Here is a 25,854-nt window from a genome sequence, read left to right on the forward strand (position 1 = left end):
GGATAAGTAATCGTTATGGCAGACCTGCAACCCGAACTCTCCCTCGACCTGCTGCGCGTATTCGAAGCGGCGGCGCGCCACCTGAGCTTCACCGCCGCGGCGGTGGAGCTGGGCACCACCCAGCCGGCGGTGAGCCAGCAGATCCAGCGCCTGGAGAAGCAGTTGGCGACGCGGCTGTTCGACCGCGTCTACCGCGGCATCGAACTGACTGACAGCGGGCGCCTGCTCTTCGTTCATGTGCAGGACGGCCTGCGCGCCATCAACCTCGGCCTGGAGGCGGTGGGCGCGCGAGCCCAGCACGAGGTGCTGCAGGTGGCCACCGACTTCGCCTTCGCCGCCTACTGGCTGATGCCGCGCCTGCACCGCTTCCACGAAGCCCACCCGGAAATCGACGTCAGCCTGGTGACCAGCGACCGCACCATGAACATGCTGCGCTCGGAGATCGACGTCGCCATCGCCTTCGGTGACGGCCGCTTCAAGCACGGTGACGCGCTGCTGCTGTTCCGCGAGGAGGTGTTCCCCATCTGCAGCCCGCGCCTGCTCAAGGACCAGGCCGCCCCCCTGCCCGCCGCCGCCCTCGCCCAGTTGCCGCTGTTGCACCTCAAGCCCGAGGTGCGCACCCGCTGGTTCGACTGGGAGGCGCTGTTCCGCGAGCTGGGTATCGACCGCCCGCCGGGCTCCGGCTCCCTGCGTTTCGACAACTACACGCTGCTGGTGCAGGCCGCCATCGCCGGGCAGGGCGTGGCCATCGGCTGGCGCTACCTGGTGGACGACCTCATCGAGCAGGGCCTGCTGGCACGGGTGATCGAAGGCAGCCTCACCTCCGACTTCGGCTATTACGTGGTGCTGCCCGAGCGCAAGCGCCGGGCGCGGGTGGTGGCCTGCTTCGTCGACTGGCTGCAGCGCGAGCTGGCGGACGAAGACCCGGTGCAGCGTATCCGCAACCGCGAGGGCATCGCCGTCTGACGGGCGGAGTTGGGTTTGCAGGATTTTGAGACGCCAGTCCCATAAAGGGCGCGAGCTGTCATTCGGGTTGCACAAAGCGCGGCTATCACTTCTGGGGTCATTCACTTCCCCGAGCGCTGCCGATGAAACCCCTCGTCCACCTGGCTGCAGGTCTCTGCATCTGCGCCATGGCCGGCCAGGCCAACGCCTGGTCCCAGCCCACCCACAAGAACATCGTCAAGGATGCACTGGCCTACATGAACTCCCCCTACGCCACGGAGGAGATGCGCCGGGCCTACAGCTTCTACGTCAGCGCGGCCGGCAGCGAAGCCAAGGCAGGCGAAACCCTCGGCCAGGCCGCCTATGACGTGGATGATTTCAAGGACACGCGCCTGGGTGGCTGGTGGGTCGGCTACGAGCACGCGCCGCTGTGGGGCGCCGCGTCCGGCATCGTCAACTACACCTCCTACTGGCACTTCCTCAACCTCACCCGCGAGGGCGACGCCCACGGCAACCGTCACGGCGGCTACGACTACCGCTACCACAAGGTCGACGGCGGCATCTCCGATGTCGACTGGTACGCCATGGTCTACCTCTACAACCGCGAGCTGAAGCGGGCCGACTTCGACACCACCGAAGCCCACTACCGGCGTGGCAGCCGCTCCGACTGGCAGGAGCACTACGGCGACTTCCAGAACGCCGCCTTCCAGCCTGTGGATAACCTCGCCAGCTACTGGTTCGATCAGTTCCGCGCTGCGCCCTCATTGCAGACCATCGGCTACGCGCTGCACGCCACGGGCGACGTGGCCCAGCCCCACCACGTGTGGATCACCTCGGCCAACGGCCACTCCAGCTGGGAAGGCTGGGTCGACGACCACTACGCTAGCGAGCGCCTCAACGACCAGGCCGCGGTGGCCAACCTCATCGGCCGCTACGACGCCAGCCGCAGCGTCAGCGACCTGATGCTGCAGACCGGCCGCGTCGCCTACGCGCACCCCGAGCCGCTCTACGACACCAGCTATGCAACCCGCCTGCGCGTGGCCAAGGAGCTGATCCCCGAATCCATCGCGCTCACCGTCAGCGTCCTGACCAAGGGAGCCAACAGCTTCAATGCACCCAAGGCACTCTGAAGGAACCCGGCGCCGGGTCCGGCTGCTGGCCGGCCTGGTGCTGGGGCTGTACCTGGGCGCGGCCCAGGCCATGCCCACCGCCAAGGACCTGCGCATCGACGGCGAGCTGCTGCCTGGGCGCAGCATCGCCCTGTTGCAGCAGGTGCTGTCGCGGGTGAAGTTCAACACCGACCCGGCGCAGCTGCGCCGGGGCCTGGTGGAGAACCACCTGCTGGCCCGCGACGTGGAGGGCCAGCTCAATGCCCAGAGCCGCGCCGACCTGGACGCCACGGTGGAGATCGAGGCCGGCAACTTGCTGGAGCAGTACTACGGCCGCGACGCCCGCCAGGACATGCGCCCCTTCCTGCGCCAGCCGCAGCCCCTGGATTCGCGGCGCCTGCGCGAGGTACTGGCACCGTCCAGCAGCGTGCTGGTGGCCAACAGCCTGGTGCTCGGCCCGGTCCAGGAACAGGCGGCGGCCAAGGTGGAGCTGATCCGCTGGCAGTTCCCCGGCGAGCCCGAGCACAGCCTCGACCTGCTGGACCTCTACCGTGGCGACAACGTCCAGGGCCAGGTGGAGCTGCAGAAGGGCAACCTCGAATACCTGGCGCGCCAGGTGCAGGGCCGGGTGCAGCGTGATCACCTTTGGTATCGCCTGGGCCGCGACGGCTTCACCCCGGCCGAGCGCGCGGGCGTCAAAGCCCTGGTGCGGGACCGCCTGGTGCGCCACCGCTACCTGCACCAGATCGGCCTCTACAGCGACTTCCACCACGAGTCCGACGCCCTGCGCGCCCTCGCCGCCCAGGTCACCGATGCCGAGGCCCAGGCCTACTACCAGCGCAACCTGGCGCAGTACCGCAACGTCGCCCAGGTGCAGGCCGCGCACATCCGCCTGGCCGACCAGGCCGGTGCCGACCGCGTCTACGAGGAACTGCAGAAGGGCCTGGATTTCGACGAAGCGGTGCGTCGCTACTCCCAGGCCGAGGACAAGACGCGTACGCCGCCAGGCGACCTGGGCTTGATCCGCCCCGCTGACGCGGACCTTGACTTGCTGCGCAAGACCGCGCTGATCCAGAAGGCCGACAGCCTGTCCCAGCCCATGCACATCGACGGCGCTTTCGAGATCGTCCGGGTGCGCAGCCGCGAGGACCGCCAACTGCCCCTGGACGACCGCAGCGTGCGCTTCGAAGTGAACCAGGCCGTGGCGCGGGAAAAGCTCGCCGCCCAGGTGGACGCGCAGCTCGGTGCCCTGCTGGCCAGCGCCAAGGTGGAAGGCCTGTGAAGGACTGGATCGCCGCCGCCCTGGTCTGCAGCGCGGGTGCCGTGGCTGTGGCAGGAATCATGGTGACCCTGGAGCCGACGCCCATGGCCGCCGCCAAAGCGGCGCCGGTGGTACGCCCCAAGGTGGCGGTCGTACCGGCGCCCCGTGAGCCGGTGCTCAGCCCCGTTCCGACACCTGCGCCCCGCCCTGCCGTGGCCCAGGTGGCCGCCGCGGTGCCGGAGGAACGCCCCCTGGACCAGCAGGACGCCATTCTCTTCATGCAGATGATGGAGCAGGAAGGCGACCCGCGCCGCCCCGAGCTGGGCGGCCTCAAGCCTCGGCAGGGTGCCACTGCCGCCGAGCTCGCCGACCCGCGCCAGTATGCCGCGCTGGAAGACCGGCAGGCCCGCGAACTGGTGCAGGCCTACACCAGCGGCGTGCAGCAGATCCCCGAGATCCGCGCGCGTATCGAGGCGGCAGCCCAGAGCGGCGAGCGCACGGCCGCCGAGCTGGACGAAGCCCGCGCCGCCCTGCAGCAACTGGAAGCCCTGCAGAGCAAGCTGGAACGCCAGGCGCCGCAGCTGCTGCCCGGCGGCACTGTGCCGACACCGCCCAAACCCTGAGCCAGGCTGGGCGGGTTGCGGGTACCATGGCGCGTCGGTACCCGAGAGAGGTGAACATGCAGGCTGCCCCCCTACCCCGCATCAAGGGCTTCCACGCCCACATCTACTACGACGCGGACAGCTTCGAGCAGGCCCGCGAACTCTGCGAAGAGGCCGCGCGCCGCTTCCCCCTGAAGATGGGCCGCCTGCACCGCCAGCCCGTCGGCCCCCATCCGGACTGGAGCTGCCAGCTGGCCTTCCGCCCCGAGCTGTTCGGTGAACTCATCCCCTGGCTCGCCCTCAACCGCGCCGGCCTCAATGTGCTGGTCCACCCCATCACCGGCAGCGACCTGCGCGACCACCGCGACTACCCGATGTGGATGGGCGCCGTGCGGCCGCTGGACCTCTCCGACCTCAGCGACGGCGCCATCGAGTACGACCTCTAGCGACTCAGGCCGGGCGCAGGGCTGCCAGGACTTCGTCCGCCGCGCGCCGGCCGGCGCGGACCGCGCCTTCCAGGTAGCCGCACCAGACAGACGACGTTTCGCTGCCGGCCCAGTGCAGGTTGCCCAGGGGCGCGCGCAGGTGGCGGCCGTGGCGGCTTAGCAGGCCCGGCGGCAGCGGCGATACGCAGCCGGCGGTCCAGGGCTCGTGGTTCCAGTCCTGCTCCACGTAGGCCAGCGGTCGGCCCGCTTCCTCGCCGAACAGCCGCACCAGCTCTTTCAGCACCCGTGCCTGGCGCTTGCGGGCATCGTTCCCTGCCCGTGCGGGATCAAGGAAGGCCAGCAACACGCCCAGGCCCTGATGAGCGGGGCTGCTGTCGAAGGTCATCTGCACCAGAGCGCTGTCGATGAAGCCGGCACCGGAGAGCCCCGATTCTTTCCAGAACGGCCGCGCATAGCTCAAGTGCACCTTCATACCGCTGCCGCCGGTCCAGCCCTTCTGCAGGGCGGCGCGCCCCTTGGGCAGTGCCGGTGAGAAGCCGATGCGGGCCATGTCGGCGGGCATCATCGCCACGATCACCCGGCGGGCACGCAGGCGGCCCAGGGCGCAATCCAGGGTGACCGCCTCCTGGTCCCAGCCCTCGATGCGTCGCACCGGCGCGCCCAGCAGCACCGAAGGGCCGAGCTGCTGCGCCAGGTTCAGGGACAGCCGCTGCGCGCCGCCCTGCAGGCGGAACTGCTGGGCCTGGTCGTCCAGCGCGGCGAAGCCGCCGGCAGAGTGCAGGTAGAAGAGAAACCACAGCAGCGAGACCCGGTCCGGCGCGCTGTTCAGGGTGGTGGCGACCGTGGTGGACACCGCCTCGACGGCCTCGGCATCGGCGTGCTCGGCCTTCAGCCACGCGGCGAGGCTCCAGCGGTCCCACTCATCGGCGCGGGCCGCGCTCCAGGGCGCGTCCAGGGGCACCTGCCCGGCCATGGCCTCCAGCCGTGCCTGCAGTGCGCGCACGGCGTCCCCTGGCGGCTCGTCGGCATCGAAGGTGTAGCGCTCGCCACCCAGCAGGGAGGCCATCTGCCCGCCGCGGTACTGCGGCACCAGGGGAATGCCCAGGTCGCTGGCCAGTTCCATCACCATCGGCTGGTCGCCGCCCACCCACTGGCCACCGCCGTCCACTTCCAGGCCGTTGCCCATGGGCTGGTTGACGGTGCGCCCGCCCACCCGCTCGCGGGCCTCCAGCACCGCCACGCGCAGGCCGCTGCCGGCCAGGCGCCGCGCCGCCACCAGGCCGGAGAGGCCGGCACCGATGATCGCGACATCCAGTTCCAGCGCTGCGGGTTCGGAGTCCGCCGCGCGCCCGCTGCGGGTGATCGCGGCGAGCAGGGCGGCGCCGCTGAAGCACAGCAGGTGCCGACGGGTGAGTGAGAGGGGTTCGAGCAGTCGGTAGCGCATGGTGTTCTCCACTTGGTAACCAAGTTGTCGGAGGCAAAAAATCGACCGCTTCCCGCGGTCGTCGGGTTCAGGCCGAGGTGGTGCGCACCGAGGCCAGGTAGAAGGGCACGGGGTCCTGGCGGGCCAGGAGCTGGCGGGCCAGGGTCAGGTAGAACCAGCGCAGCTCGGCGGGATCGCCGTCGATGGCGTCCTGGTCGTCGGTCCAGCGCTGCCAGAGGGCCATTTCCATCTGCAGGATGCGGTTGCGGCCGATGGCGGTGATGCGTCGCCAGAAGGCGTCTTCCAGGCGCTGCGCGTCGGCGGCATCGAGCGTGGCCGGGCAGGTGTCCACCTGTTGCAGCAGGTGTTCCCGCTCGGCATCCGTGGCATGGCGCGAGGCCGCCTCCAGCAGGCCGATGGCATAGAGCTGCTGGTACTCGGCCAGGTCCCGCAGCAGGCGGGTGGCGGCGTCGGATTGCAGCCGATCGGCACAGCGCAGCAGCAGCTCGAAGACCCGTGCATCGGCTCGGGCCGGGTCCAGCACGCGGCTGGCACCGCCCTGGCGGACCTCCACCAGGCCGACGTCCTTCAACTTGTGCACGGCCTGGCGCACGGTGATGCGCGAGACGCCGTAGCGCTCGGCCAGCAGGCGCTCGGCTGGCAGCGATTCGCCGGGCGCCAGCTGGCCATCGAGTATCTCGATGAACAGGCCTTCCAGCGCGGCGTCGGCGGCATGCCCCCTGGGGGCGGGTGTGATCGATTCGTCCATGGCGGGAAAATTTACTTGGTTACCAAGTTAAGTCAAGGCCCCGTGGCGAATCGACGCGCGCTGAGCCACGGCCTATGATCCGCCGCCTGTTTTCGGAGACCCGCCATGCGCTACCTGCTCGTCGTCACCCTGCTCTGGGCTTTTTCCTTCAGCCTCATAGGCGAGTACCTGGCCGGGCGGGTGGACAGCGATTTCGCCGTGCTGGCGCGGGTGCTGATCGCGGCGCTGGTGTTCCTGCCCTTCACCCGCTGGCGTGGGCTGCCGACAAGGCTGCTGGCGGGGTTCTGGCTGGCCGGGGCGCTGCAGTTCGGCATCACCTACCTGTGCCTGTACCGCAGCTTCGCCGTGCTCACGGTGCCGGAGGTGCTGCTGTTCACCGTGCTCACGCCCATCTACGTGACCCTGCTGGACGACGCCCTGTCCCGCCGCTTCAGCCCCTGGGCGCTGCTGGCGGCCCTGGTGGCGGTGGGCGGCGGGGTGATCATCCGCTTCGACCGCCTGGAGGGCGACTACCTGCTGGGCTTCATCCTGCTGCAGGTGGCCAACGCCACCTTCGCCGCCGGCCAGGTGCTCTGCCGTCGCCTGCTGGTGCGCTACCCGGTGGAGCAGCCGCTGCACCGCTTCTTCGGCCACTTCTTCCTCGGCGCATTGCTGCTGGCGCTGCCCTCCTTCCTGCTCTTCGGCAACCCCGAGCGCTTGCCGCAAACGTCGGTGCAATGGGGCGTGCTGGTGTGGATGGGCCTGTTCGCCACGGCCCTGGGCATGTTCTGGTGGGTCAAGGGCAGCACCGCCGTCAGCGCCGGCACCCTGGCGGTGATGAACGAGCTTCACGTCCCCGCCGGCCTGGTGGTCAACCTGCTTATCTGGAACCGCGACGCCGACCTCCCCCGCCTCGCCCTGGGCGGCGCGGTCATCCTCGCTTCCCTGTGGATAAGTCGCCTGGGCCGTCGCAGGGCCGCTCTTGCGTAGGATGGGTAGAGCACAGCGAAACCCATGCTGGAGGGCTCCGGAGTCGATGGCGTTCATGGGCTCGCGGAACGCCGCCCATCCGATAGTGCGGCTCGTTCCCTGAAATGAAAAAAGCCGCTGTCCCGAAAGGGGCAGCGGCTTTTTTATGGCCGTGTGGCGGTCAGGCGCGGGCGCTGCGCACGCCTTCGGCCAGGGATTTGCAGAGGGTGAGGACGCCGTCGATGGCCTGTTCGGCGGTTTCGGCCTTGGCGATCTGGTCCACCAGGGCGGAGCCCACCACCACGCCGTCGGCGAGGCGGGCGATGTTGGCGGCGTGTTCGGCGGTGCGGATGCCGAAGCCGATGGCCACCGGCAGGTCGGTGTGGCGGCGCAGGCGGGCCACGGCTTCCTGCACGTGCTCCAGGGTGGCGGAGCCGGCACCGGTGACGCCGGCCACCGAGACGTAATAGACGAAGCCGGAGCTGCCATCGAGCACCACGGGCAGGCGCTTGTCGTCGGTGGTCGGGGTGGTCAGGCGGATGAAGTCGATGCCGGCGGCCTGGGCCGGGTGGCACAGGTCTTCGTTATGTTCCGGCGGAAGGTCGACGACGATCAGGCCGTCCACGCCGGCTTCCTTGGCGTCACCGATGAAGCGCTCGACGCCGTAGTAGTGGATGGGGTTGAAGTAGCCCATCAGCACCACCGGGGTGTTCTGGTTGCCTTCACGGAACTCGCGAACCAGCTGCAGGGTCTTGGCCAGGTTCTGCTTGGCCGCCAGGGCACGGATGTTGGCCAGCTGGATCGACGGGCCGTCGGCCATCGGGTCGGTGAAGGGCATGCCCAGTTCGATCACGTCGGCGCCGGCTTCCGGCAGGCCCTTGAGGATCGCCAGGGAGGCGTCGTAGCCCGGGTCGCCGGCGGTGAGGAAGGTCACCAGGGCGGCGCGGTTCTGCTGTTTCAGTTCGGCAAAGCGGGTCTGCAAGCGGCTCATGCCTTGGGCTCCTGTTGCATGTGGTGCATCACGGTCTGCATGTCCTTGTCGCCACGGCCGGAGAGGTTGACCACCATGATGTGGTCCTTCGGCAGGCCGGGTGCGCGCTTGAACACTTCGGCCAGGGCGTGGGAGCTCTCCAGGGCCGGGATGATGCCTTCGAGGCGGCAGCACTGGTGGAAGGCGTCCAGGGCTTCGTCGTCGGTGATGGAGGTGTATTCGACGCGACCGATGTCATGCAGCCACGCGTGTTCCGGGCCGATGCCGGGGTAGTCGAGGCCGGCGGAGATGGAGTGGGCGTCGATGATCTGGCCGTCTTCGTCCTGCAGCAGGAAGGTGCGGTTGCCGTGCAGTACACCGGGTACGCCACCGTTGAGGCTGGCGGCATGCTTGCCGGTCTCGATGCCGTGGCCGGCCGCCTCGACGCCGATGATCGCCACGCCGGTGTCATCGAGGAAGGGGTGGAACAGGCCCATGGCGTTGGAGCCGCCGCCGATGCAGGCGACCAGCGAGTCGGGCAGGCGCCCTTCCTTCTCGGCCAGCTGCTCGCGGGTCTCCTTGCCGATGACGGCCTGGAAGTCGCGGACCATGGCCGGGTACGGGTGCGGGCCGGCCACGGTGCCGATCAGGTAGAAGGTGTTGTGGACATTGGTCACCCAGTCGCGCAGGGCTTCGTTCATCGCGTCCTTGAGGGTGCCGGTGCCGGCGGTGACCGGGATCACGGTGGCGCCCAGCAGCTTCATGCGGAAGACGTTGGCCTGCTGGCGGTCGATGTCGGTGGTGCCCATGAAGATCACGCATTCCATGCCGAAACGCGCGGCTACGGTGGCGGTGGCCACGCCGTGCATGCCGGCGCCGGTCTCGGCGATGATGCGTTTCTTGCCCATGCGCTTGGCCAGGAGGATCTGGCCGATGCAGTTGTTGATCTTGTGCGCGCCGGTGTGGTTCAGCTCTTCGCGCTTGAGGTAGATCTTCGCGCCGCCACAGTGCTCGGTCAGGCGCTCGGCGAAGTACAGCGGGCTCGGGCGGCCGATGTAGTCACGCTGGAAGTAGGCCAGCTCCTTGATGAATTCCGGGTCTTCCTTGGCGGCTTCGTACTCGCGGGCCAGGTCGTGGATCAGCGGCATCAGGGTTTCGGCGACGTATTGGCCGCCGAAGGAACCGAACAGGCCCTTGGCGTCTGGGCCGGTGCGCAGTGAAGTCATGGTGGAACTCCTGGGAGTGGTATCCGATGGCAGCCATTCTACCGCTGGCCGGTGCCGGGAAAAGCGATTAGATTGCGCTGACATGTCAGTAAAACTCACAGATAACCATGAGCCGCGACCTCCCTCCCCTCAATGCCCTGAAGGCCTTCGAAAGCGCCGCCCGCCTGCTCAGCGTAAGCCGAGCGGCAGAAGAGCTGCACGTCACCCACGGCGCGGTGAGCCGCCAGGTGCGGGCGCTGGAGGAACAGCTGGGCGTGGCGCTGCTGGCCAAGGATGGGCGCGGCATAAAACTCACGGATGCCGGCCAGCGTCTGGCTGAGGCGGCTGGGGATGCCTTCGAGCGCCTGCGTGGCGTCTGCGCGGACCTGCGTCGCCAGGAGGAGGACCGCCCCTTCGTCCTCGGCTGCCCCGGCAGCCTGCTGGCGCGCTGGTTTATCCCGCGCCTGGACCGCCTCAACCGTGAGCTGCCGGAGCTGCGCCTGCAGCTCTCCAGCAGCCAGGGCGAGCTGGACCCGCGCAGCCCGCAGCTGGACGCCACCCTGCTGTTCGCCGCGCCGCCCTGGCCGGCGGACATGCAGGTGTTCGAGCTGGCCGAGGAACGCATCGGCCCGGTGTTGAGCCCGCGCTACGCCGGTTTCACCGAGCTGGAGCAGGCGCCGCCCGAGCGCCTGTTGCGGCGCCCGCTGCTGCACACGGCGTCGCGCCCCCAGGCCTGGCCGCAATGGGCCCGGGCGGAGGGACTGGACGCGGAAGGGTTGCAGCTGGGCCAGGGCTTCGAGCACCTGTACTACCTGCTGGAGGCGGCGGTGGCCGGCCTTGGCGTGGCCATCGCCCCGCAGCAGCTGGTGGCCGATGACCTGGCCGCCGGCCGTCTGGTGGCGCCCTGGGGCTTCGTCGAGACCCCGGCGCGGCTGGCCCTGTGGGTGCCGGCCGGGCGCCAGGGCTCGCGCGCCGAACGCCTGGCGCAATGGCTGCGCCAGGCTTTTTCCCAGCCTGGCTGAGGCGGGGCGGAACCCGCCTGCCTGCGCTAGAAGTCGCCGCGCAGGGTGAGCATGTAGCTACGTGGAGTGCCGTAGGTGGTGCCACGGGTCCAGTAGCCGGTGGAGTCGAAGTAGGTGCGGTCGAAGAGGTTTTCGACGTCCACGCCGACGGTCCAGTTCGGGTCGAGCTTGTAGGCGGCGCGCGCGTCGTAGATCGCCCGGCCGCTGTTGGCGGTCTCGTTGTAGGCATCCTCGTAGCCCGACTGCGCCGATACGCCGGCGCCGATGCTGAGGCGGTTCCACTCCCCCGGCAGGCTGTAGTGGGTGTTGAGGCGCAGCAGGTGCTTGGGGGTCTGCGCGGAGATGGGGCCGCCGTTTTCCGAGCGGGTGGTGTTGAAGGTGTAGCCGGCCGCCACCTGCAGCCCCGGCAGCACCTCGCCGCTGGCTTCCGCCTCGAAGCCCTTGCTGCGGCTGATGCCGTCGCTGTTCACGTAGCAGCGGTTGGCGACGTCCTGCGGGCAGTTGCCGTCGTTGGCGTAGTCGCGGGCGGCGACGTCTTCCTGCTCGATGTAGAACAGCGCGAAGGACAGGTTCAGGCGCTTGTCGAACAGCTCGCCCTTGATGCCGGTCTCGTAGTTGGAGCCGATGGCCGGGTCGAGCATGCTGCCGCCCGCGGTGCGGTAGCCGGCCTGGGGCATGAAGATGTCGGCGTAGCTGGCGTACAGCGACCAGGCGTCGTCGAGGTCGTAGATGGCGCCGGCGAAGGGCGTGAATTCGTGCTTCTGCTCGTTGGTCGACAGCAGGTCGCCGCTCCAGGAGTCGGTCTTGTACCAGCTCAGGCGGCCGCCGAGGACCAGGCTCAGGTCCTCGGTCATGTGCAGGCGGGTGCTGAGGTAGGTGCCGTAGCGGGTTTCGATGGTGTCGTCCTTGGCGTCCCAGCCCTGGCGCGCCAGCTGGGGCACGTTGCCGTGGTTGGGGTTGAACACGTCGAGGGGAATGGGGCTGGGCAGCGCGACGGTGGCGTCCTTGTCGTTCATCTTGCGCCTGGACCAGTTGGCGCCGAGGGTCACCTGGTGGGACAGGCCGAAGGCCTCGAACTCGCCGTCCAGGTGGCCGTCCACGGCGTTCGAGGTGGCGTCGAACTTGTGGTAGCTGATGTCGTTGACCATGGGGCCGGTGGGGCTGCCGTAGTCCAGGGTGTCGCCTGCGCCCCATTCGATGGCGCTGCGGTTGTAGCTGCTCTCGGAGTGGGACAGCGCCAGCTTGCCGGTCCAGTTGTCGTCGAAGCGGTGGCTGAGGTCGGCGAACACTTCGTCGGTGCGGCTCTGCAGCTTGGCCCAGTCCTGGCCGAGGAAGGTCGAGCGCTTGAGGTGCGGGTTGCTGCCGTCGGGGTTTATCGGCAGGCCCAGCACGCTGTAGCCGTCGATGCGCGAGGTCTGCCGGCGCAGGCCGAGGGCGACCGTGGTGGCGTCGTTGAGGTCGGCTTCGACGATGCCGTAGAGCAGCGGGCGCTTGGATTCGGTGACGTCGATGAAGTACCCGCGATCCTCATAGGAGGCGACCATGCGGCCGCGCAGGGTGCCTTCGTCGTTGAGCTTGCCGCTAGCGTCCAGGTCGAGGCGGTAGTTGTCCCAGGAGCCGGCGCGGGTGGTGATGGAGAAGCGCGGGTCCACCGTGGGGCGCTTGCGCACCAGGTTCGCCGCGCCACCCGGATTGCCCGCGCCCACCAGCAGCCCGGAGGCGCCGCGCAGCACTTCGACGCGGTCGAACATGGCCATGTCCGGGGTCATCCAGCCGGTGTAGGCGAAGGCCTGCCCGGGCACGCCGTCGACCATGTAGCTCTCGTCGGTGAGGTCGAAGCCGCGGGAGCTGAAGTGGTGGTTGCCGTAGCCACGGTTGGCGCGGGTGATGCCCGGGGTCTGGGCCATCACCTGGTCGAGGGAGACGAGGTTCTTGTCGTCCATCAGCTTGCGGGTGACCACGGTCACCGACTGCGGCGTGCGCCGCAGCGATTGGGCGCTCTTGCCGATGGTCACGGCGCCGGTGGTGTAGGAGCCGCTGCCTTCGGTGGTTTCACCCAGCAGAGTGCTGTTGATGTTGGTTGCACCCAGTTCGAGGGCGTCGCCGCTGCCCGTCGCCACTTCCAGGGCGTAGTTGCCGCCGCTATTGAGCGCGCGCAGGCCGGTGCCGGCCAGCAGCCGGGCCAGCCCTTCGTTCACCCCATAGTTGCCGTTCAGCCCGGGGCTGCGCTTGCCGGCGGTGAGCTTCGCGTCCACCGAGAGGAGGATGCCGGCTTCGCTGGCGAAGCGGTTCAGCGCCTGGTCGAGGTTGCCGGCGGGGATGGCGTAGGCGCGGGTCTGTTCGCTGGCGGCCTGCGCCAGGGGGGCGGTGGCGACCAGTGCCGGGCCGGCGACCAGCAGGCTGGCGAACAGGGCATGGCGGATGGCGGCGCTGAGGCGGGAGCGATGGGAAGCGGGCAGATACGGCATTCTGGAACGTCCTCTTGAGAATGCTTCTTGATTGATTTCAAGAGGTATCCCGAGCGAGCCGGGGAAACCGACAACGCCGGGTGAAGTTTTTTTTCAGGGCTCAGACGCGGGCGCGGACGGTGACCCAGTAGCGGGTCAGGCTGTGCACCTCTACGGGCAGCGATTGCTGCAGGGCGGCCAGCACGCGGTCGGTGTCGGCCAGGGGGAAGACGCCGGTGAGGACCAGGCCCGCCACCTCGGGGTCGCAGCGCAGCACGCCGGGGCGGTGGCGCGACAGCTGGCCGATGAACTCGCCCAGGGCCATGCGCTCGGCGACCAGGCGGCCCTGGCTCCAGGCGATGGCATTGGCATCGGCGCTGCCGAGCTCGCCGAGCCGCCCGGCGGAGAACCACAGGCTCTGGCCGGCCTGCAGGCGCGTAGCGGCTGCGTGGCGCGGGCGCAGTTCCAACTGGCCTTCGTAGAGCTGGACGCGGCTGCCGCCGTCCTGCTCGTAGACCGAGAAGCGCGTGCCCAGGGCCTGGATCTCCCCGGCGGCGGTTTCCACGATCAGCGGTCGCCCGGCCGGGTCCTGGCCGCTGTCCAGCAGCAGTTCGCCGGCCAGCAGGCGGATGCGCCGCTCGGCGTCGTTGAAGAGAATGTCCACCGCGCTGCCGCTGTTGAGCAGCAGCTGGCTGCCGTCCTCCAGGGTGCGTTCGAGGCGTTCGCCGGTGCCGCTGCGCAGGTCGGCCATGGCTTCGCGCCAGGGCAGGTGCGACTGGGCCGCGTAGCCGCTGCCGCCGGCCACCAGCAGCAGGCCGAGCAGCTTGAGGGTCTGCCGGCGACGGGCGTCGGGCATGTCGCGCAGCACCGCGCGGGCGGTGTCGCCGGGTACGCCGGCGAGGGTGCCCTGCAGCTGTTGCAGGCGCTGCCAGGCGCGCTGGTGCTCGGGGTCGGCGTCCTGCCAGGCGACGAAGCGGCGCTGTTGCTCACCGTCCAGTTCGCCACCCCATTGCAGCATCAGCCAGTGACTGGCCTGCTCGACGATGGCGGGGGCGATGGGGGCGTCGCGATGGGCTGTCATTCGGCGTAGAGCACCTGGTAGCAGGCCTGGATGGCGCGGATCATGTACTTCTGCACCGAGCTGACGCTGACCCGCAGGCGCTCGGCGATCTGTGGATAAGTCAGGCCCTCGAACTGCGAGAGCATGAAGGCTTCGCGCACCTTAGCCGGCATCGAGTCGAGCATGGCGTCGATCTGCAGCAGGGTCTCGATGACCATGGCGCGGGTCTCCAGGGAGGGGGTTTCCGGCTCCGGCAGCATGGCCAGGCTGTCGAGGTAGGCCTGTTCGATGCGCTGGCGCCGCCATTGGTCGATGACCAGGTTGCGGGCGATCTGCGCCAGGTAGCTGCGGCCCTCGCCGCTACCGGGTAGGCGCCGGGTCACCAGCAGGCGGAGAAAGGTGTCCTGGGCGATGTCGGCCGCCCGCTCACGGTCGCCCAGGCGCCGCCGCAGCCAGCCTTGCAGCCAGCCGTGATGGTCCTTGTAGAGACGGTGCACATCCTGTTGCAGCGATGGCTCGGGGATGACAGTGGACACCCGATGCTCCCGTGATGCCTAAGTGCGGATAAGAATTGATCGCAATTCTAAGTGGAGCGGATAGCGCTTGGGAATACGCCATTTGGCGCGGGGGCGGGGCCGCAGGATGGGCGGCCTTGTGGCGGCACCCATCCTGCAGTGATGACGCGGGATCAGAACTCCGGGGTGTACTTGACCGTGAGCATGAGGTTGCGCGGGTCGCCGAAGTTGTTGGCGCCGTCGCCGGCGGCGAAGCCGGGCTGGTAGTAGCGCTTGTCGAAGAGGTTGTTGGCGTTGAGCGCCAGGTCGACCTCCGAGCTCAGCTCGTAGCCCAACCGCGCGTTCCACACGGTGAAGCCGGGTACTTCGAAATCACGGGCGAAGCTGACGGTGTGGCTCTGGGTGTTGAAGCCGCCACCGACGCTGAAGCGACGCAGGTTGCCCGGCAGGCGGTAGTCGGTCCACACGCGCAGCATGTGCTTGGGCGTCCACTGGCTGTAGATGCTGCCTTTGTTGTCCGGGTCTTCGAGGAACTTGGTGGTGTTGTAGGTGTAGCCGGCGAACACCTGCAGGTCGGTCAGCAGCTCGCCGCTGATCTCCGCCTCGATGCCCTGGCTGCGCACCTGGCCCGATGCCCGGGAGCAGTACCAGCCGTCGCATTCGAAGCCGGAGTCGAGGTCCTGGGTGGCGCGGTTCTTCTGGTTGTAGCGGAACACCGCCAGGGAGGTGTTGAGGCGGCCGTCGAGCAGTTCGCCCTTGAGGCCGACCTCGTAGTTGGTGCCGACGATCGGCTCGAGGATCTTCTGATCGGCGGAGCGCTCGGTCTGCGGCTCGAACACGTCGGTGTAGCTGGCATAGACCGCCCACTGCTCGCTGAGGTCGTAGATCAGCCCCAGGTAGGGGGTGACTTCGCCGGTGGCGGTGGTGCGGCTCGGGGTGCCGCCGGTGACGTTGTACTCGTAGTCGTACCAGCTCACGCGGGACCCCATCACCAGGGTCAGCGGCTCGGCCAGCTTGACCCGCCAGCTACCGTAGAGGCCCTTCTGGCGGACGTCGTAGCCGGCGTTGTAGGCGCGGCCGCCCGGCGAGGCGAGGATGTCGGCGACGGAGGGTTTCGGGCGGTGGTGGTCGATGGCGAAGATGTTGCCGCCGGGGACGAAGCGCCGGGCGTAGAAGTCGTCCGAGGTGTACTTGGAGTAGTTGCCGCCCAGGGTGACTTCGTGTTCCAGCGACAGCGCGTTGAAGCGCCCGGTGAGGTAGTTGTCCATGCCGATCTTGGTGGACTGGAAGTTGGTGATCCAGTCGGCGAAGTTCAGGCCGCTGCCGTCGGCGGCGACATCGCCGTGCATGCGCTGGTGGATCGAGTCGCTGTGTTCCTGCATGCGCAGCAGCGAGGACTTGAACCTCCAGTTGTCGTCGAAGCGGTGTTCGAGATCGAGGTAGACGGTGGTCTGGTCGGTGTCGAGGTGGTTCCAGGTGGCACCGCTGTAGGTGGAGCGCGAGAAGCCGATGTCGCTGCCGTCCGGGTAGCGCGGCAGGCCGCGCATCATCGGCCGCGATTCGCCGTCGGTGTTGCTGACGCCGAAGCCGACGGTGGTGTCGGGGGTGAAGTCGTAGTCGAGGGCGGCGTAGAACGAGCGGGTCTCGTCCCAGACGTAGTCGGTGAAGGAGTGGCTGCGGTCTTCGTCCACCACCACGCGGCCGCGCAGGGTGCCTTCCGGGTTGAGCGGGCCGCCGGCGTCGAGCTGCAGGCCGTAGTGGTCCCAAGTGCCGGCCTTGCCGGTGATGGCGAGGGTGGGGGCGTACTGGCCGCGCTTGCGCACCAGGTTCACCGCGCCGCCTGGGCTGCCGGCGCCTTGCAGCAGGGCGGCGGCGCCACGGAGGATTTCCACGCGGTCGAAGAACACCAGGTCCTGGGTCGCCCAGTTGCCCAGCACGTAGAAGTTGCGCGGCACCGGCACGCCGTCGTACTGCCAGTCGTCGATCTGGAAGCCGCGCGAGGAGATGACCATGCCTGGGCCGATGCCCTGGGCGCCCACCAGGCCGGTGGTGCGGTTGACCGCTTCGCGCAGGTCGGTGATGCCCTGGTCGTCGAGCTGCTTGCGGGTGATGACGGTGACCGACTGGGGGATTTCCTTCAGCGTCCGGTCACCCTTGCCGATGCTGATGGCGCGGGCGGCATAGGAGCCGCTGCCTTCGCTGGTGGCGCTGAGGCCGGCGGCGTTGACGGTGGTGGCGCCCAGCTCCATGGCGCCGGTGCTGTCGGCCTTGGGCTGCACGCTGTAGTTGCCGCTTTCGGTGACCCGCAGTTCCAGGCCGCTGCCTTCGAGGGCGCGCTGCATGGCCTGGGTGGCGGTCATCGAGCCCCTGACGGCCGGCGCCAGCTTGCCCTTGACCAGTACCGGCTCCAGGGACACCACCTGGCCGCTCTGGCTGGCGATGGCATTGAGCGTTTCCGCCAGGCTGGCGGCGGGCAGGTCGAAGGCCAGCACCTGTTGCTGGCTGGCGGGCTGGCTGTAGACGTAGCCGAGCGGGCCGGTGGCGGCGAGCGCGACGGCGATGGCAATGGCGCGGGGCCAGGGTTTGCGCACGGAGATTCTCCTGAATGTGTGGGCGTTGTCAGGAGATAGGTGGGACGAACGCAAAAAACCGGACACGAATGAGATGAATTTTCATTCGCTGCCTGTGCAGGCCGCTATCCATGGGCTTCGCGGCATTCAAACGGCCGCGCTGATCAAGGTCAGCCAGGGGCCGTAGGTGTCGACGCGGATCGGCAGGGTTTCGCCCAGGGCGGTGAGCGCGCGGTCGGGGTCGTCCAGGGGGAACACGCCCTGGACCTTGATCTGGCGGACCTCGGGGCTGACCCGGATCAGCCCGCGTCGGTAGGGGCGCAGGGCGTCGATCACCGCCTCCAGGGGCTCGTCCAGCACATTGAGGCGGCCTTGCAGCCAGCCCGCGCGGTTGCGCTGGTCGCCGCTGAGCAGTTCGATGTGGCGGGCATGCAGCAGCGCCGCCTGCCCTTCGCCGAGGCCGAGGGAGCCGCCCAGCAACTGCGACGCCTGGGCGCCGCGCTCCAGCGCCACCGCGCGGGTGCTTTCCGCGAGCTGTTCCACCAGCAGGCGCCCGCCCAGGGTGCGCACGTCGCCCTGGCGGGTACGCACCACCAGGGGCTGGGTGCTGCCCTGGGCCGCACGGATCACCAGCGCGCCCTGGCGCAGGTGCAACAAGTGGGCGTTGGTGGAGACGTCGAGGTCGACGGCGCTGTCGGCGTTGAGCTCCAGCAGGCTGCCATCGGCCAGGGTGAAGCGGCGTCGCTCGCCGGTGCCGGTGCGCAGGTCGGCCATCAACGCCTGCCCGGCCTGGCTGCTGGCGCCGAGCCAGAGGCCGCCACCCAGCAGGCCGAGGCCGGCCAGGCCACGCAGCAGGTTGCGTCGCGACAGTTCCGGTTGCAGCAGGGCTTCGCGGGCCAGGCCCGGGGCGCGCCGCTCGAAGCTGCGCAGGGTGTCGTAGTGGCCGCCGAGGCCGCCTTGCAGGCGGGCCCAGGCGTCCTGGTGGCTGCTGTCGCTGTTCAGCCAGGTTTCGAAACGGGCCTGCTGGCGGGCGTCGGGCGTGCCGGCGCGCAGCCGCACCATCCAGGCGATGGCTTCTTCGCCGGCGCGGTCGATAGGGGCCTGGCTCATGGCTGCACCCCGGTGAGGTAGCACTGGCGCAGGGCCTGGGTCATGTAGCGGCCGACGGTGCGCTCGGAGACGTCCAGGCGCCGGCCGATCTCGGCGTAGCCGAGGCCGTCGAGCTGGCTCATGAGGAAGGCCTTCTTCACCGCTTGGGGCAGGCCGGCGAGGCTGCGGTCGACGGCGTGCAGGGCCTCCAGCAGCAGGTGGATCTCTTCCGGCGAGGGGGCCAGCTCCTCCGGCAGCAGCATCAGCCGCTCCAGGTAGGCCTGCTCCAGGCGCCGACGCCGGTGGCGGTCGAAGATCAGCCGCCGGGCGATGGTGGAGAGGTAGGCGCGGGGCTGCTCGATGGTGGCCGGGTCGACCTGGGCGACCAGCAGCTGGCAGAAGGTTTCGGCCGCCGTGTCTTCGGCGTCCGCGCGGTTGCGCAGCTGCCGCTGCACATGCTGCAGCAGCCAGCGGTGGTGGTCGCTGAAGAAGAAACCCAGTTTGCTGGACGCGGACACGGGAGGGGAACCGGATACAAATGAGAATGCGTCGTATCTTATACAAATGCCCGTGCAGGTCCACCTGAACCGTTGCGGGCCCGATGCAGCGGGCCGGGGGCCAAGCGTCCGGCGCACCGATACGCCGCCTTCTGCAGGGCTGCCGCAGCCCTCGTCATGCCTGCCCTCGGCGCCTCATCAAGGGCATTTTCCTGACCTTTCAGATGATAATTATTCTCGTAAAGGCTAAATAAGCCGCCCCCTCTTCGTCTCCAGTGCAACGGAATTTTTCACTCGACGACAAGGAGTCGGCAGCGATGTTCGTGCCATTCACCCGTTTCATGACGATCACATTGGGCCTCTGTGGCGCGGCGCTCAGCCCCGCCCTGCTGGCCGAAACCGAGCCTGCCCGGAGCCCCGATCCGCACGCTACGCCCCTGGAGCTGGAGGCCACCAGCGTCACCGCCGAGGGCCTCGGGGCGACCACCGAGAACACCGGGTCGTACACCACCGGCAGCATGAACACCGCCACGCGCTTGAACCTGTCGATCAAGGAAACCCCGCAGTCGGTGTCGGTGGTGACCCGCCAGCAGATGGATGACTTCAAGCTCGACACCCTGACCGAGGTACTGGGGCAAACCACCGGGGTGGTGGTGCAGCACCTGGACTCCGACCGGGCGATCTATTCGTCACGGGGCTATGGCATCGACAACTTCCAGGTCGACGGCATGCTCAACACCTTCAGCCGCATGAAGTCCGACTCGGACACCATCATCTATGACCGCATCGAGGTGGTGCGCGGCGCCACCGGCCTGACCACGGGCGCGGGTGATCCCTCGGCCACCGTCAACATGGTGCGCAAGCGCCCCACCCGCGAATGGGCGGCCAGGGCCGGCGCCAGCGGTGGCAGCTACGACAACTACTACAGCTATGTGGATGTCGGCGGCCCCCTGGCGTTCGAGGGGCGCCTGCGCGGGCGCGCGGTGCTGGCCTATCGCGACAGCCAGTCGTTCCGTGATCACTACGCGCAGCAACGGGAGGTGGGCTACGGCATCCTCGAGGCCGACCTGACCGAAAGCACCACCCTGGCCCTGGGCTTCGACTACCAGGACAAGCAGGTCCAGGGCACCTCCTGGGGCACGTTGCCCTACTGGAATGCCTCGGGTGACAAGGCCAACCTGCCGCGCTCCACCAACATGGCGGCGCACTGGAGTTCCTGGCCGCTTCAGGACAAGACAAGCTTCGCGACCCTCGACCAGCAGCTGGGTGGCGACTGGCACCTCAAGGCGGCCTACACCCACCGCGACAGCGAGAGCGACGGCAAGGTCTACTACGGCGGTGGTGGTATCCCGGAGGCCGACCGCTCGGGCATGAGCGCCTGGACCAGCCACATGATCGGCACGCAGAAAATGCGCGTGTATGACGTCAACCTGGCGGGCTCCTACAGCCTGCTGGGGCGCGATCACGAACTGATGCTGGGCTATGGCGAAGCCGAGCGCCGCGACTGGTCGCCCTACACCATTCCCGGCCCGACACCCCCGGGTTACACCGACATCGACGACTGGAAGTACATGGGCGGCATCGGCAAGTTCCCCGACACCGTGACCCACCTGCCCGGTTCCGACGGCAGCACCCGGCAGAAGGCCGGCTACCTGGCCACCCGCCTGAGCCTGCGCGATGACCTGCATGCGGTGCTGGGCAGCCGCTACGGCAGCTGGAAAAACCAGGCCCGCAGCTATGAGTACGATGCCAACGACCAGCTGACCGGCATCGAGGACACCCGCCAGCAGCACAACGACATGTGGACGCCCTATGCCGGCCTGCTCTACGACCTGACCCCCGAATACACGCTGTACGTCAGCTACACCGACATCTTCAAACCCCAGGAACTGCGCGACGCCAACCGCAAGTACCTGGAGCCGGTGGTGGGCGCCAACTACGAGCTGGGGCTCAAGGGCAGCCTGCTGGAGGAGCGCCTGAACCTGGCCACGGCGGTGTTCTGGAGCAAGCAGGACAACGTCGGCGAGCTGGACAGCTCGGTGCCGCCGGACCCGGTCACCGGCGAGGAGTTCTACAAGTCGGGCGGCAAGGGCGGCAAGGCCCAGGGGTTCGAGGCCGAGGTTTCGGGCGAGGTCCTGCCGGACTGGAACCTGACGGCCGGCTACTCCTACACCCACGCGCTGGATGGCGAGAAGCAGCGCAGCAATGGCGGTGAGCCGATGAACATGCTGCGCCTGTCGACGGCCTATCGCCTGCCGGGGCAATGGCGCGCGCTGACCGTCGGCGGCACCTTGAACTGGCAGAGCGAGATCTATGGCAACACCCGGCGCCCGGTGGGGCGCGACAGCGGCGGTGCGATCATCACCCAGACCACCCGCGTCCATCAGCAGGCCTACAGCGTGGCGGGGCTGATGTCGCGCTACGAGTTCGACAGGCACCTGTCGGTGTCGCTCAACGTGAGCAACCTGTTCGACAAGAAGTACTACGAGCGGGTTGGCTTCTATAACGGCGTTTACTGGGGCGAACCGCGCACCCTGACCCTGGGGCTGGACTGGACGCTCTGAGCCTTCGCCGCGCGGGTTGCTGAGGAGCAGGCAGGCACGAGGCCGGCTCCCTCAGGCGGGACCGGCCTCGTGGAAGCCGCCCTGGGCGGGCGGCTCGGGGTGGGCGACGGATCTAGCCGCGATGGCGCAACATGTAGGTCGCCAGGGCCACGGCACCTACGGCGCCCGCCGCGACGCCAGCGGTGGCCAGCGGGTGCTCACGGCCGTACTCGCGGGTGGCGATACCGGCCTTGGCCGTGCGCTCCCAGGCCTGGCCGGCCAGATCACGGGAGCGACTCAGGGTGCGCAGGGCGCCGTCCTGGATGGCACTGAGCGAGTGCTGCGACTCTGCTTCCACCACGTGCTTGATGCGCTCGATACCGCTGCGCAGTTGTTCGATTTCCTGCTCGATGCCCTGCAGGGTGGATTTCTTGCGCGAAGACATGAAGAAAGCCATGTCGTACCTCCTCTTTCGGGTTGGGGTACTAGGTCCGACCCACGTATCGCCGAGGAGTGCAGCTAATCTGAACTTATTCGTGGGATTCCGGGCCTGAGATGGCAAGTGGCCCATTTCCGAAAGCAAGGAGAACAACCATGTCTGATCATCACACCTACAAGAAGATCGAGATCGTCGGCTCCTCCCGCACCAGCATCGACGAAGCCATCAACAACGCCCTGGCCGAGGCGGCGAAGTCCATCCGCAACCTCGACTGGTTCGAGGTGGTGGAGACCCGTGGGCACATCGAGAACGGCAAGGTGGGCCACTACCAGGTCACCCTGAAGGTCGGATTCCGACTCAGTGATAGCTGAGCGTCTTACAGAAAAGGCCTAGTCCCTGGGCTAGGCTCACACAGGTTTGGCCATGTGGCGTCTAAACGAACAAGACCACAGGTGCCATCCGCTTGGGGACGTCTGGTCCCCTTGGCTCGCTCGAGCCTTTCTTTTCTACAACGAGGGAGCGTTACCGATGAAGAAACTGTTGTTGGCCGTTGGCCTGTTCACCCTTGCCGGTTCGGCTTTTGCCGCCGCCAAGCCCTGCGAGGAGCTGAAGTCCGAAATCGACGCGAAGATCAAGGCGAACGGAGCCACCTCCTACACCCTTGAGATCGTCGACAAGGGCAGCGCGACCGACAAGAAAGTGGTCGGCAGCTGCGAAGCGGGCAGCAAGGAAATCGTCTACCAGCGCAATTGATCGCGCGATGAGCAGTAAAGCCGGCGTTCGCGCCGGCTTTTTTATGGGCGCCCGGCGGGCCCCATGGCTTACCCGGAGGTGCCCTGGTTACCGAAAAGTGCCTTCTGGTGGCTGCCGCCGGGTAGGCCTACAGTAGCTCGCCTGTGTCTTACGGAAGGCGTGAGTCTTCCCCTGAGCAAGGTCCCTTCGCTATGTCAGCCCTTTCTTCCCTGCCCCTTTCCGTCCTCGACCTGGCCCCCATCCGCGACGATGGCGGCCCCGCCCAGGCGCTGCACAACTCCCTGGCCCTGGCGCGCCATGTGGAGCAGCTCGGTTTCTCGCGCTTCTGGGTGGCCGAGCACCACAACATGGAAGGCATCGCCAGCTCCGCCACTTCGGTGCTGCTGGGTTACCTGGCGGCCAATACCTCGACGCTGCGCCTCGGCTCCGGCGGAATCATGCTGCCCAACCACGCGCCGCTGGTGGTGGCCGAGCAGTTCGGCACCCTCGCCACGCTCTACCCGGGGCGCATCGAGCTGGGCCTCGGCCGCGCGCCGGGCGCCGACCACCTGACCGCCCGTGCCCTGCGCCGCGAGCGTTCCGGCAGCGCCGACGATTTCCCCCAGGACGTGGAAGAGCTGGAGCTGTTGCTCGGCCCGCGCCTGGAAGGCCAGAAGGTCATCGCCATGCCCGGCATGGACACCCATGTGCCGATCTGGCTGCTCGGCTCCAGCCTGTTCAGCGCCCAGCTGGCCGGGCAGAAGGGCTTGCCCTACGCCTTCGCTTCGCACTTCGCACCGCGCTACATGCACGAGGCGATACGCGTGTACCGCAACCACTTCCGCCCCTCGGCGGTGCTCGATGCGCCCTACGTGATGCTCGGCGTGCCGCTGGTGGCGGCGCCCACGGACGAGGAGGCGGACTTCCTCGCCACCACCGTCTACCAGCGTGTACTGAGCCTGATGCGCGGCGAGAGCCTGGTGCTGCGCCCGCCGGTGGACAGCATGGCTGGGCGCTGGTTGCCCCACGAGAAGGAGGCGGTCGGCAGCTTCCTGGCGATGGCCATGGTGGGCGGGCCGGAGAAGATCCGCGGCAAGCTGGAGGTGCTGCTGGAGCAGACCGGCGCGGACGAGCTGATCTTCACCTGCGACGTCTACCAGCACGAACACCGCCTGCGCGCCTTCGACATCCTCGCCGACCTGCGCGGCTGAGTCAGATCGGCCCGCAACCCAGGGTGTCGCCCCGCGCCACCACGTTGCGCTGGGCGTCGTACATCAGCACCTGCGGGCGCATGACGATGGGCCGGGCGTCGATGCGGTAGCGCTCGCCGGCGACGAAGCCGTCGTAACGGATGCGCACGTGGCAGGTGAGTTGGAAGGAACCGGAATCGCTATTGAGGCTGCCGCCGCTGGAGACCTCGAACTGGTAGCGCATCTCCAGTTCGTGGCGGCCTGGGCTGACCTGGTAGTAGCGGCCGTCGGCGGTGCGCTTGCCGTCCAGGCGGTCGGCCATGAAGCTGGTGCCCGGCTCGCCGCGCAGGTCGATCCAGGCCTGAGCCGGGTCGGGTTGGGGCAGCGGGCCGGCGCAGGCGGTCAGGCTGGCCAGCAGGAGCGCGGCGGGTAGCTTGCGCATGGCGGAGTCCTCGGGAGGGCGTGGCGTGCAGGATAAACCCGCCGCCCGTTTTCAGACATCGCCGCAGCGACTTTCCCGGGCTCGCGCCACTTCGCGGTTGTCGTCGGTATAGAGCCGCGCCCAGGGGCGGAAGCCGATGCCGCCGGCCTTGAGTTCGTAGCGCTGGCCGGCGCTGAACGCCGGGTAGTCCAGCTTCAGCAGGCAGGTGCGGGTCATGGCTTCGCGCTGGGGGCCGATGTCGTGGCCGTCCACATCGAAGCTGAAGCGCACTTCCAGTTCATGGCTGCCGGGGGTCACCTGGAAGTAGCGATCGTCCTCCAGGGGCTGGCGGTCCACGCTGGCCGCCTGCAGGGCGTGCTTGTCCGGCTGGTCGAGGTCGACCCAGGCCTGGTCGGGGTCGTGGCTCGGCATGATCAGCGAGCAGCCGCCGAGGTTGAGCAGCAGGACAGTGGGAAGCAGGCGACGCATGCGGCAACTCCTTATGGCGTGCGGTGGGCCCATGCGCTAGCTTCACGCCATGCCGGCCACCATTCTTCTAGCCTCTCTCGACCGCGTCCGCACCCTTGCGGTTCCGTTGCTGCTCGCCCTGGCGCTGAACGGTTGCTCCAGCCTGGACTACTACGGCCAGCTGGCCAGCGGGCAGCTGCAGTTGCTGCACGCCCGGGAGCCGGTGGCCCGGGTGCTCGCCGACCCCAGCCGCGACGCCACCTTGCGCCAGCGCCTAGCGCTCTCGCAGCGGGCGCGGGTTTTCGCCAGCGCCGAGCTGGCCCTGCCGGACAATGGCAGCTACCGCGTCTATGCGGATATCCACAGGCCCTTCGTGGTGTGGAATGTGTTCGCCACGCCGGAGCTGTCCCTGGCGCCCATCACCCACTGCTTCCCCATTGCCGGCTGCGTCGCCTATCGCGGCTATTACCAGCCGGGCCGCGCCCGTGGTGCTGCGGCGCTGATGCGCGAGGAGGGGCTGGATACCTGGATCGGCGGCGTCGAGGCCTATTCCACCCTGGGCTGGTTCGACGACCCCATCCTCAGCAGCATGGTGCGCTGGGACGAGGACCGGCTGGCGGCGGTGATCTTCCATGAGCTGGCACACCAGAAGCTGTATGTCGCCGACGACAGTGCCTTCAACGAATCCTTCGCCAGCTTCGTCGAGCGCGAGGGCTTGCGCCAGTGGCGTGCCAGCCAGGGCCTGCCGGCGGGTGGCGAGGAGGGCGTGCGCCAGCGCGAGCAGTTCACCGCGCTGGTGCTGGCCAGCCGCGAGCGCCTGGAGAGGCTCTACGCCAGCGACCGCCCGGATGCCGAGCAGCGCGCGGCCAAGCAGGCCGAGTTCGAGCGCCTGCGCCGTGATTACCGCCAGCTGCGCGACAGCCAGTGGCAGGGTGTCGGCCGCTACGACGGCTGGATCGAAAGCCCGCTGAACAACGCCAAGTTGCTGCCCTTCGGCCTCTACGACCGCTGGGTGCCGGCCTTCGCCGAGCTGTACCGACGCAGTGCCGGCTGGACCGATTTCTACGAGCGAGTGGCGGCGCTGGCCGCGCTCGAGCCCATGCAACGCCAGGCGGCTGTGGCCGCGTTGATGCCGGAGAACTCGCCGGTGGCCGCATCGGTCGAATGAACGTGGATTCGCCTG

Annotated in this window: 25 protein-coding genes; 12 read left to right on the forward strand and 13 right to left on the reverse strand. The window is 68.4% G+C overall.

What is annotated here, in order from left to right; genetic code table 11:
- Window positions 1-15: 15 nt before the first annotated feature.
- The 5 genes from PSm6_RS10140 to PSm6_RS10160 all read left to right on the forward strand — a co-directional run bounded on the left by PSm6_RS10140 (window position 16) and on the right by PSm6_RS10160 (window position 4,363).
- Window positions 16-966, forward strand: a complete 951-nt coding sequence (locus PSm6_RS10140) for a choline sulfate utilization transcriptional regulator (protein WP_021219922.1) — start codon at window positions 16-18, stop codon at window positions 964-966.
- A 122-nt stretch (window positions 967-1,088) separates the two neighbouring features.
- Window positions 1,089-2,075 carry a phospholipase C/P1 nuclease family protein gene (locus tag PSm6_RS10145; RefSeq protein ID WP_043241872.1) on the forward strand — a complete coding sequence of 329 codons (987 nt, stop codon included), beginning with the start codon at window positions 1,089-1,091 and terminating at the stop codon, window positions 2,073-2,075.
- A complete protein-coding gene (locus PSm6_RS10150) occupies window positions 2,056-3,336 on the forward strand; it encodes a peptidylprolyl isomerase (RefSeq protein WP_265170168.1) in 1,281 nt (426 codons plus the stop codon). Before PSm6_RS10145 ends, PSm6_RS10150 begins: the two co-directional genes overlap by 20 nt.
- The gene (locus PSm6_RS10155) at window positions 3,333-3,938 is read left to right on the forward strand and encodes a hypothetical protein (protein WP_265170169.1); all 606 of its coding nucleotides are present in this window, start codon (window positions 3,333-3,335) and stop codon (window positions 3,936-3,938) included. The genes PSm6_RS10150 and PSm6_RS10155 overlap by 4 nt, the downstream gene beginning before the upstream one ends.
- Before the next feature lie 56 nt (window positions 3,939-3,994).
- Window positions 3,995-4,363, forward strand: a complete 369-nt coding sequence (locus tag PSm6_RS10160) for a DOPA 4,5-dioxygenase family protein (protein WP_021219919.1) — start codon at window positions 3,995-3,997, stop codon at window positions 4,361-4,363.
- A 4-nt stretch (window positions 4,364-4,367) separates the two neighbouring features.
- Here the strand turns inward: PSm6_RS10160 and PSm6_RS10165 are convergent, their stop codons facing one another.
- Complete coding sequence (locus tag PSm6_RS10165; RefSeq protein WP_265170171.1) at window positions 4,368-5,807, reverse strand: flavin monoamine oxidase family protein; 1,440 nt, start codon at window positions 5,805-5,807, stop codon at window positions 4,368-4,370.
- Window positions 5,808-5,874: 67 nt separating this feature from the next.
- Window positions 5,875-6,555 (reverse strand): FadR/GntR family transcriptional regulator, encoded by a 681-nt coding sequence (locus tag PSm6_RS10170; protein ID WP_265170172.1) that lies wholly within the window; start codon window positions 6,553-6,555, stop codon window positions 5,875-5,877.
- Between the two features lie 105 nt (window positions 6,556-6,660).
- Here PSm6_RS10170 and PSm6_RS10175 point away from each other — a divergent pair, with 105 nt between their 5' ends.
- Entirely contained in the window at window positions 6,661-7,524 is an 864-nt protein-coding gene (locus PSm6_RS10175; RefSeq protein ID WP_043241880.1) for a carboxylate/amino acid/amine transporter, read from the forward strand.
- Window positions 7,525-7,684: 160 nt separating this feature from the next.
- On the opposite strand, the gene trpA is transcribed toward PSm6_RS10175, so the two are convergent.
- Complete coding sequence (trpA, locus tag PSm6_RS10180) at window positions 7,685-8,494, reverse strand: tryptophan synthase subunit alpha (RefSeq protein WP_021219915.1); 810 nt, start codon at window positions 8,492-8,494, stop codon at window positions 7,685-7,687.
- A complete protein-coding gene (gene trpB, locus PSm6_RS10185; protein WP_021219914.1) occupies window positions 8,491-9,699 on the reverse strand; it encodes a tryptophan synthase subunit beta in 1,209 nt (402 codons plus the stop codon). The genes trpA and trpB overlap by 4 nt, the downstream gene beginning before the upstream one ends.
- A 107-nt stretch (window positions 9,700-9,806) precedes the next feature.
- Between trpB and PSm6_RS10190 the strand changes: the two genes are divergently transcribed.
- Window positions 9,807-10,700, forward strand: coding sequence for a LysR family transcriptional regulator (locus PSm6_RS10190; RefSeq protein ID WP_021219913.1), 894 nt, complete (start codon window positions 9,807-9,809; stop codon window positions 10,698-10,700).
- A gap of 26 nt (window positions 10,701-10,726) precedes the next feature.
- Here PSm6_RS10190 and PSm6_RS10195 read toward each other — a convergent pair whose 3' ends face one another.
- The 6 genes from PSm6_RS10195 to PSm6_RS10220 form a co-directional block, all read right to left on the reverse strand.
- Entirely contained in the window at window positions 10,727-13,168 is a 2,442-nt protein-coding gene (locus tag PSm6_RS10195; protein ID WP_265170173.1) for a TonB-dependent siderophore receptor, read from the reverse strand.
- Between the two features lie 100 nt (window positions 13,169-13,268).
- Complete coding sequence (locus PSm6_RS10200; RefSeq protein WP_265170174.1) at window positions 13,269-14,228, reverse strand: FecR domain-containing protein; 960 nt, start codon at window positions 14,226-14,228, stop codon at window positions 13,269-13,271.
- Window positions 14,225-14,743: a sigma-70 family RNA polymerase sigma factor gene (locus tag PSm6_RS10205; RefSeq protein WP_265170175.1), complete on the reverse strand. Its 519-nt coding sequence runs from the start codon at window positions 14,741-14,743 to the stop codon at window positions 14,225-14,227. The genes PSm6_RS10200 and PSm6_RS10205 overlap by 4 nt, the downstream gene beginning before the upstream one ends.
- 152 nt (window positions 14,744-14,895) lie before the next feature.
- Window positions 14,896-17,313: a TonB-dependent siderophore receptor gene (locus PSm6_RS10210; RefSeq protein WP_265170176.1), complete on the reverse strand. Its 2,418-nt coding sequence runs from the start codon at window positions 17,311-17,313 to the stop codon at window positions 14,896-14,898.
- Window positions 17,314-17,439: 126 nt separating this feature from the next.
- Window positions 17,440-18,402: a FecR domain-containing protein gene (locus PSm6_RS10215; RefSeq protein WP_265170177.1), complete on the reverse strand. Its 963-nt coding sequence runs from the start codon at window positions 18,400-18,402 to the stop codon at window positions 17,440-17,442.
- The gene (locus PSm6_RS10220) at window positions 18,399-18,899 is read right to left on the reverse strand and encodes a sigma-70 family RNA polymerase sigma factor (protein WP_021219907.1); all 501 of its coding nucleotides are present in this window, start codon (window positions 18,897-18,899) and stop codon (window positions 18,399-18,401) included. The genes PSm6_RS10215 and PSm6_RS10220 overlap by 4 nt, the downstream gene beginning before the upstream one ends.
- Before the next feature lie 296 nt (window positions 18,900-19,195).
- Between PSm6_RS10220 and PSm6_RS10225 the strand changes: the two genes are divergently transcribed.
- The gene (locus PSm6_RS10225; protein ID WP_265170179.1) at window positions 19,196-21,442 is read left to right on the forward strand and encodes a TonB-dependent siderophore receptor; all 2,247 of its coding nucleotides are present in this window, start codon (window positions 19,196-19,198) and stop codon (window positions 21,440-21,442) included.
- Between the two features lie 112 nt (window positions 21,443-21,554).
- On the opposite strand, the gene PSm6_RS10230 is transcribed toward PSm6_RS10225, so the two are convergent.
- Window positions 21,555-21,878 carry a hypothetical protein gene (locus PSm6_RS10230; protein ID WP_021219905.1) on the reverse strand — a complete coding sequence of 108 codons (324 nt, stop codon included), beginning with the start codon at window positions 21,876-21,878 and terminating at the stop codon, window positions 21,555-21,557.
- 137 nt (window positions 21,879-22,015) lie between these two features.
- Here PSm6_RS10230 and PSm6_RS10235 point away from each other — a divergent pair, with 137 nt between their 5' ends.
- From PSm6_RS10235 to PSm6_RS10245, 3 genes are all read left to right on the forward strand, one after another.
- Window positions 22,016-22,231 carry a dodecin gene (locus PSm6_RS10235; RefSeq protein ID WP_043241890.1) on the forward strand — a complete coding sequence of 72 codons (216 nt, stop codon included), beginning with the start codon at window positions 22,016-22,018 and terminating at the stop codon, window positions 22,229-22,231.
- A 157-nt stretch (window positions 22,232-22,388) separates the two neighbouring features.
- Window positions 22,389-22,613, forward strand: a complete 225-nt coding sequence (locus tag PSm6_RS10240) for a DUF1161 domain-containing protein (RefSeq protein ID WP_021219903.1) — start codon at window positions 22,389-22,391, stop codon at window positions 22,611-22,613.
- A 191-nt stretch (window positions 22,614-22,804) separates the two neighbouring features.
- On the forward strand, window positions 22,805-23,803 hold the full coding sequence (locus PSm6_RS10245; protein WP_265170180.1) for an LLM class flavin-dependent oxidoreductase: 999 nt from the start codon (window positions 22,805-22,807) through the stop codon (window positions 23,801-23,803).
- A gap of 1 nt (window position 23,804) precedes the next feature.
- Here the strand turns inward: PSm6_RS10245 and PSm6_RS10250 are convergent, their stop codons facing one another.
- Together PSm6_RS10250 and PSm6_RS10255 are read right to left on the reverse strand one after the other, a co-directional pair.
- Window positions 23,805-24,224 (reverse strand): PA0061/PA0062 family lipoprotein, encoded by a 420-nt coding sequence (locus PSm6_RS10250; RefSeq protein ID WP_265170181.1) that lies wholly within the window; start codon window positions 24,222-24,224, stop codon window positions 23,805-23,807.
- Window positions 24,225-24,275: 51 nt separating this feature from the next.
- Window positions 24,276-24,692 carry a PA0061/PA0062 family lipoprotein gene (locus PSm6_RS10255; protein ID WP_265170182.1) on the reverse strand — a complete coding sequence of 139 codons (417 nt, stop codon included), beginning with the start codon at window positions 24,690-24,692 and terminating at the stop codon, window positions 24,276-24,278.
- Between the two features lie 49 nt (window positions 24,693-24,741).
- Here PSm6_RS10255 and PSm6_RS10260 point away from each other — a divergent pair, with 49 nt between their 5' ends.
- Window positions 24,742-25,839: an aminopeptidase gene (locus PSm6_RS10260; RefSeq protein ID WP_265170183.1), complete on the forward strand. Its 1,098-nt coding sequence runs from the start codon at window positions 24,742-24,744 to the stop codon at window positions 25,837-25,839.
- Window positions 25,840-25,854 lie beyond the last annotated feature (15 nt).

Origin of the sequence: Pseudomonas solani (assembly GCF_026072635.1) — a bacterium.
GTDB classification, from domain to species: Bacteria; Pseudomonadota; Gammaproteobacteria; order Pseudomonadales; family Pseudomonadaceae; genus Metapseudomonas; species Metapseudomonas solani.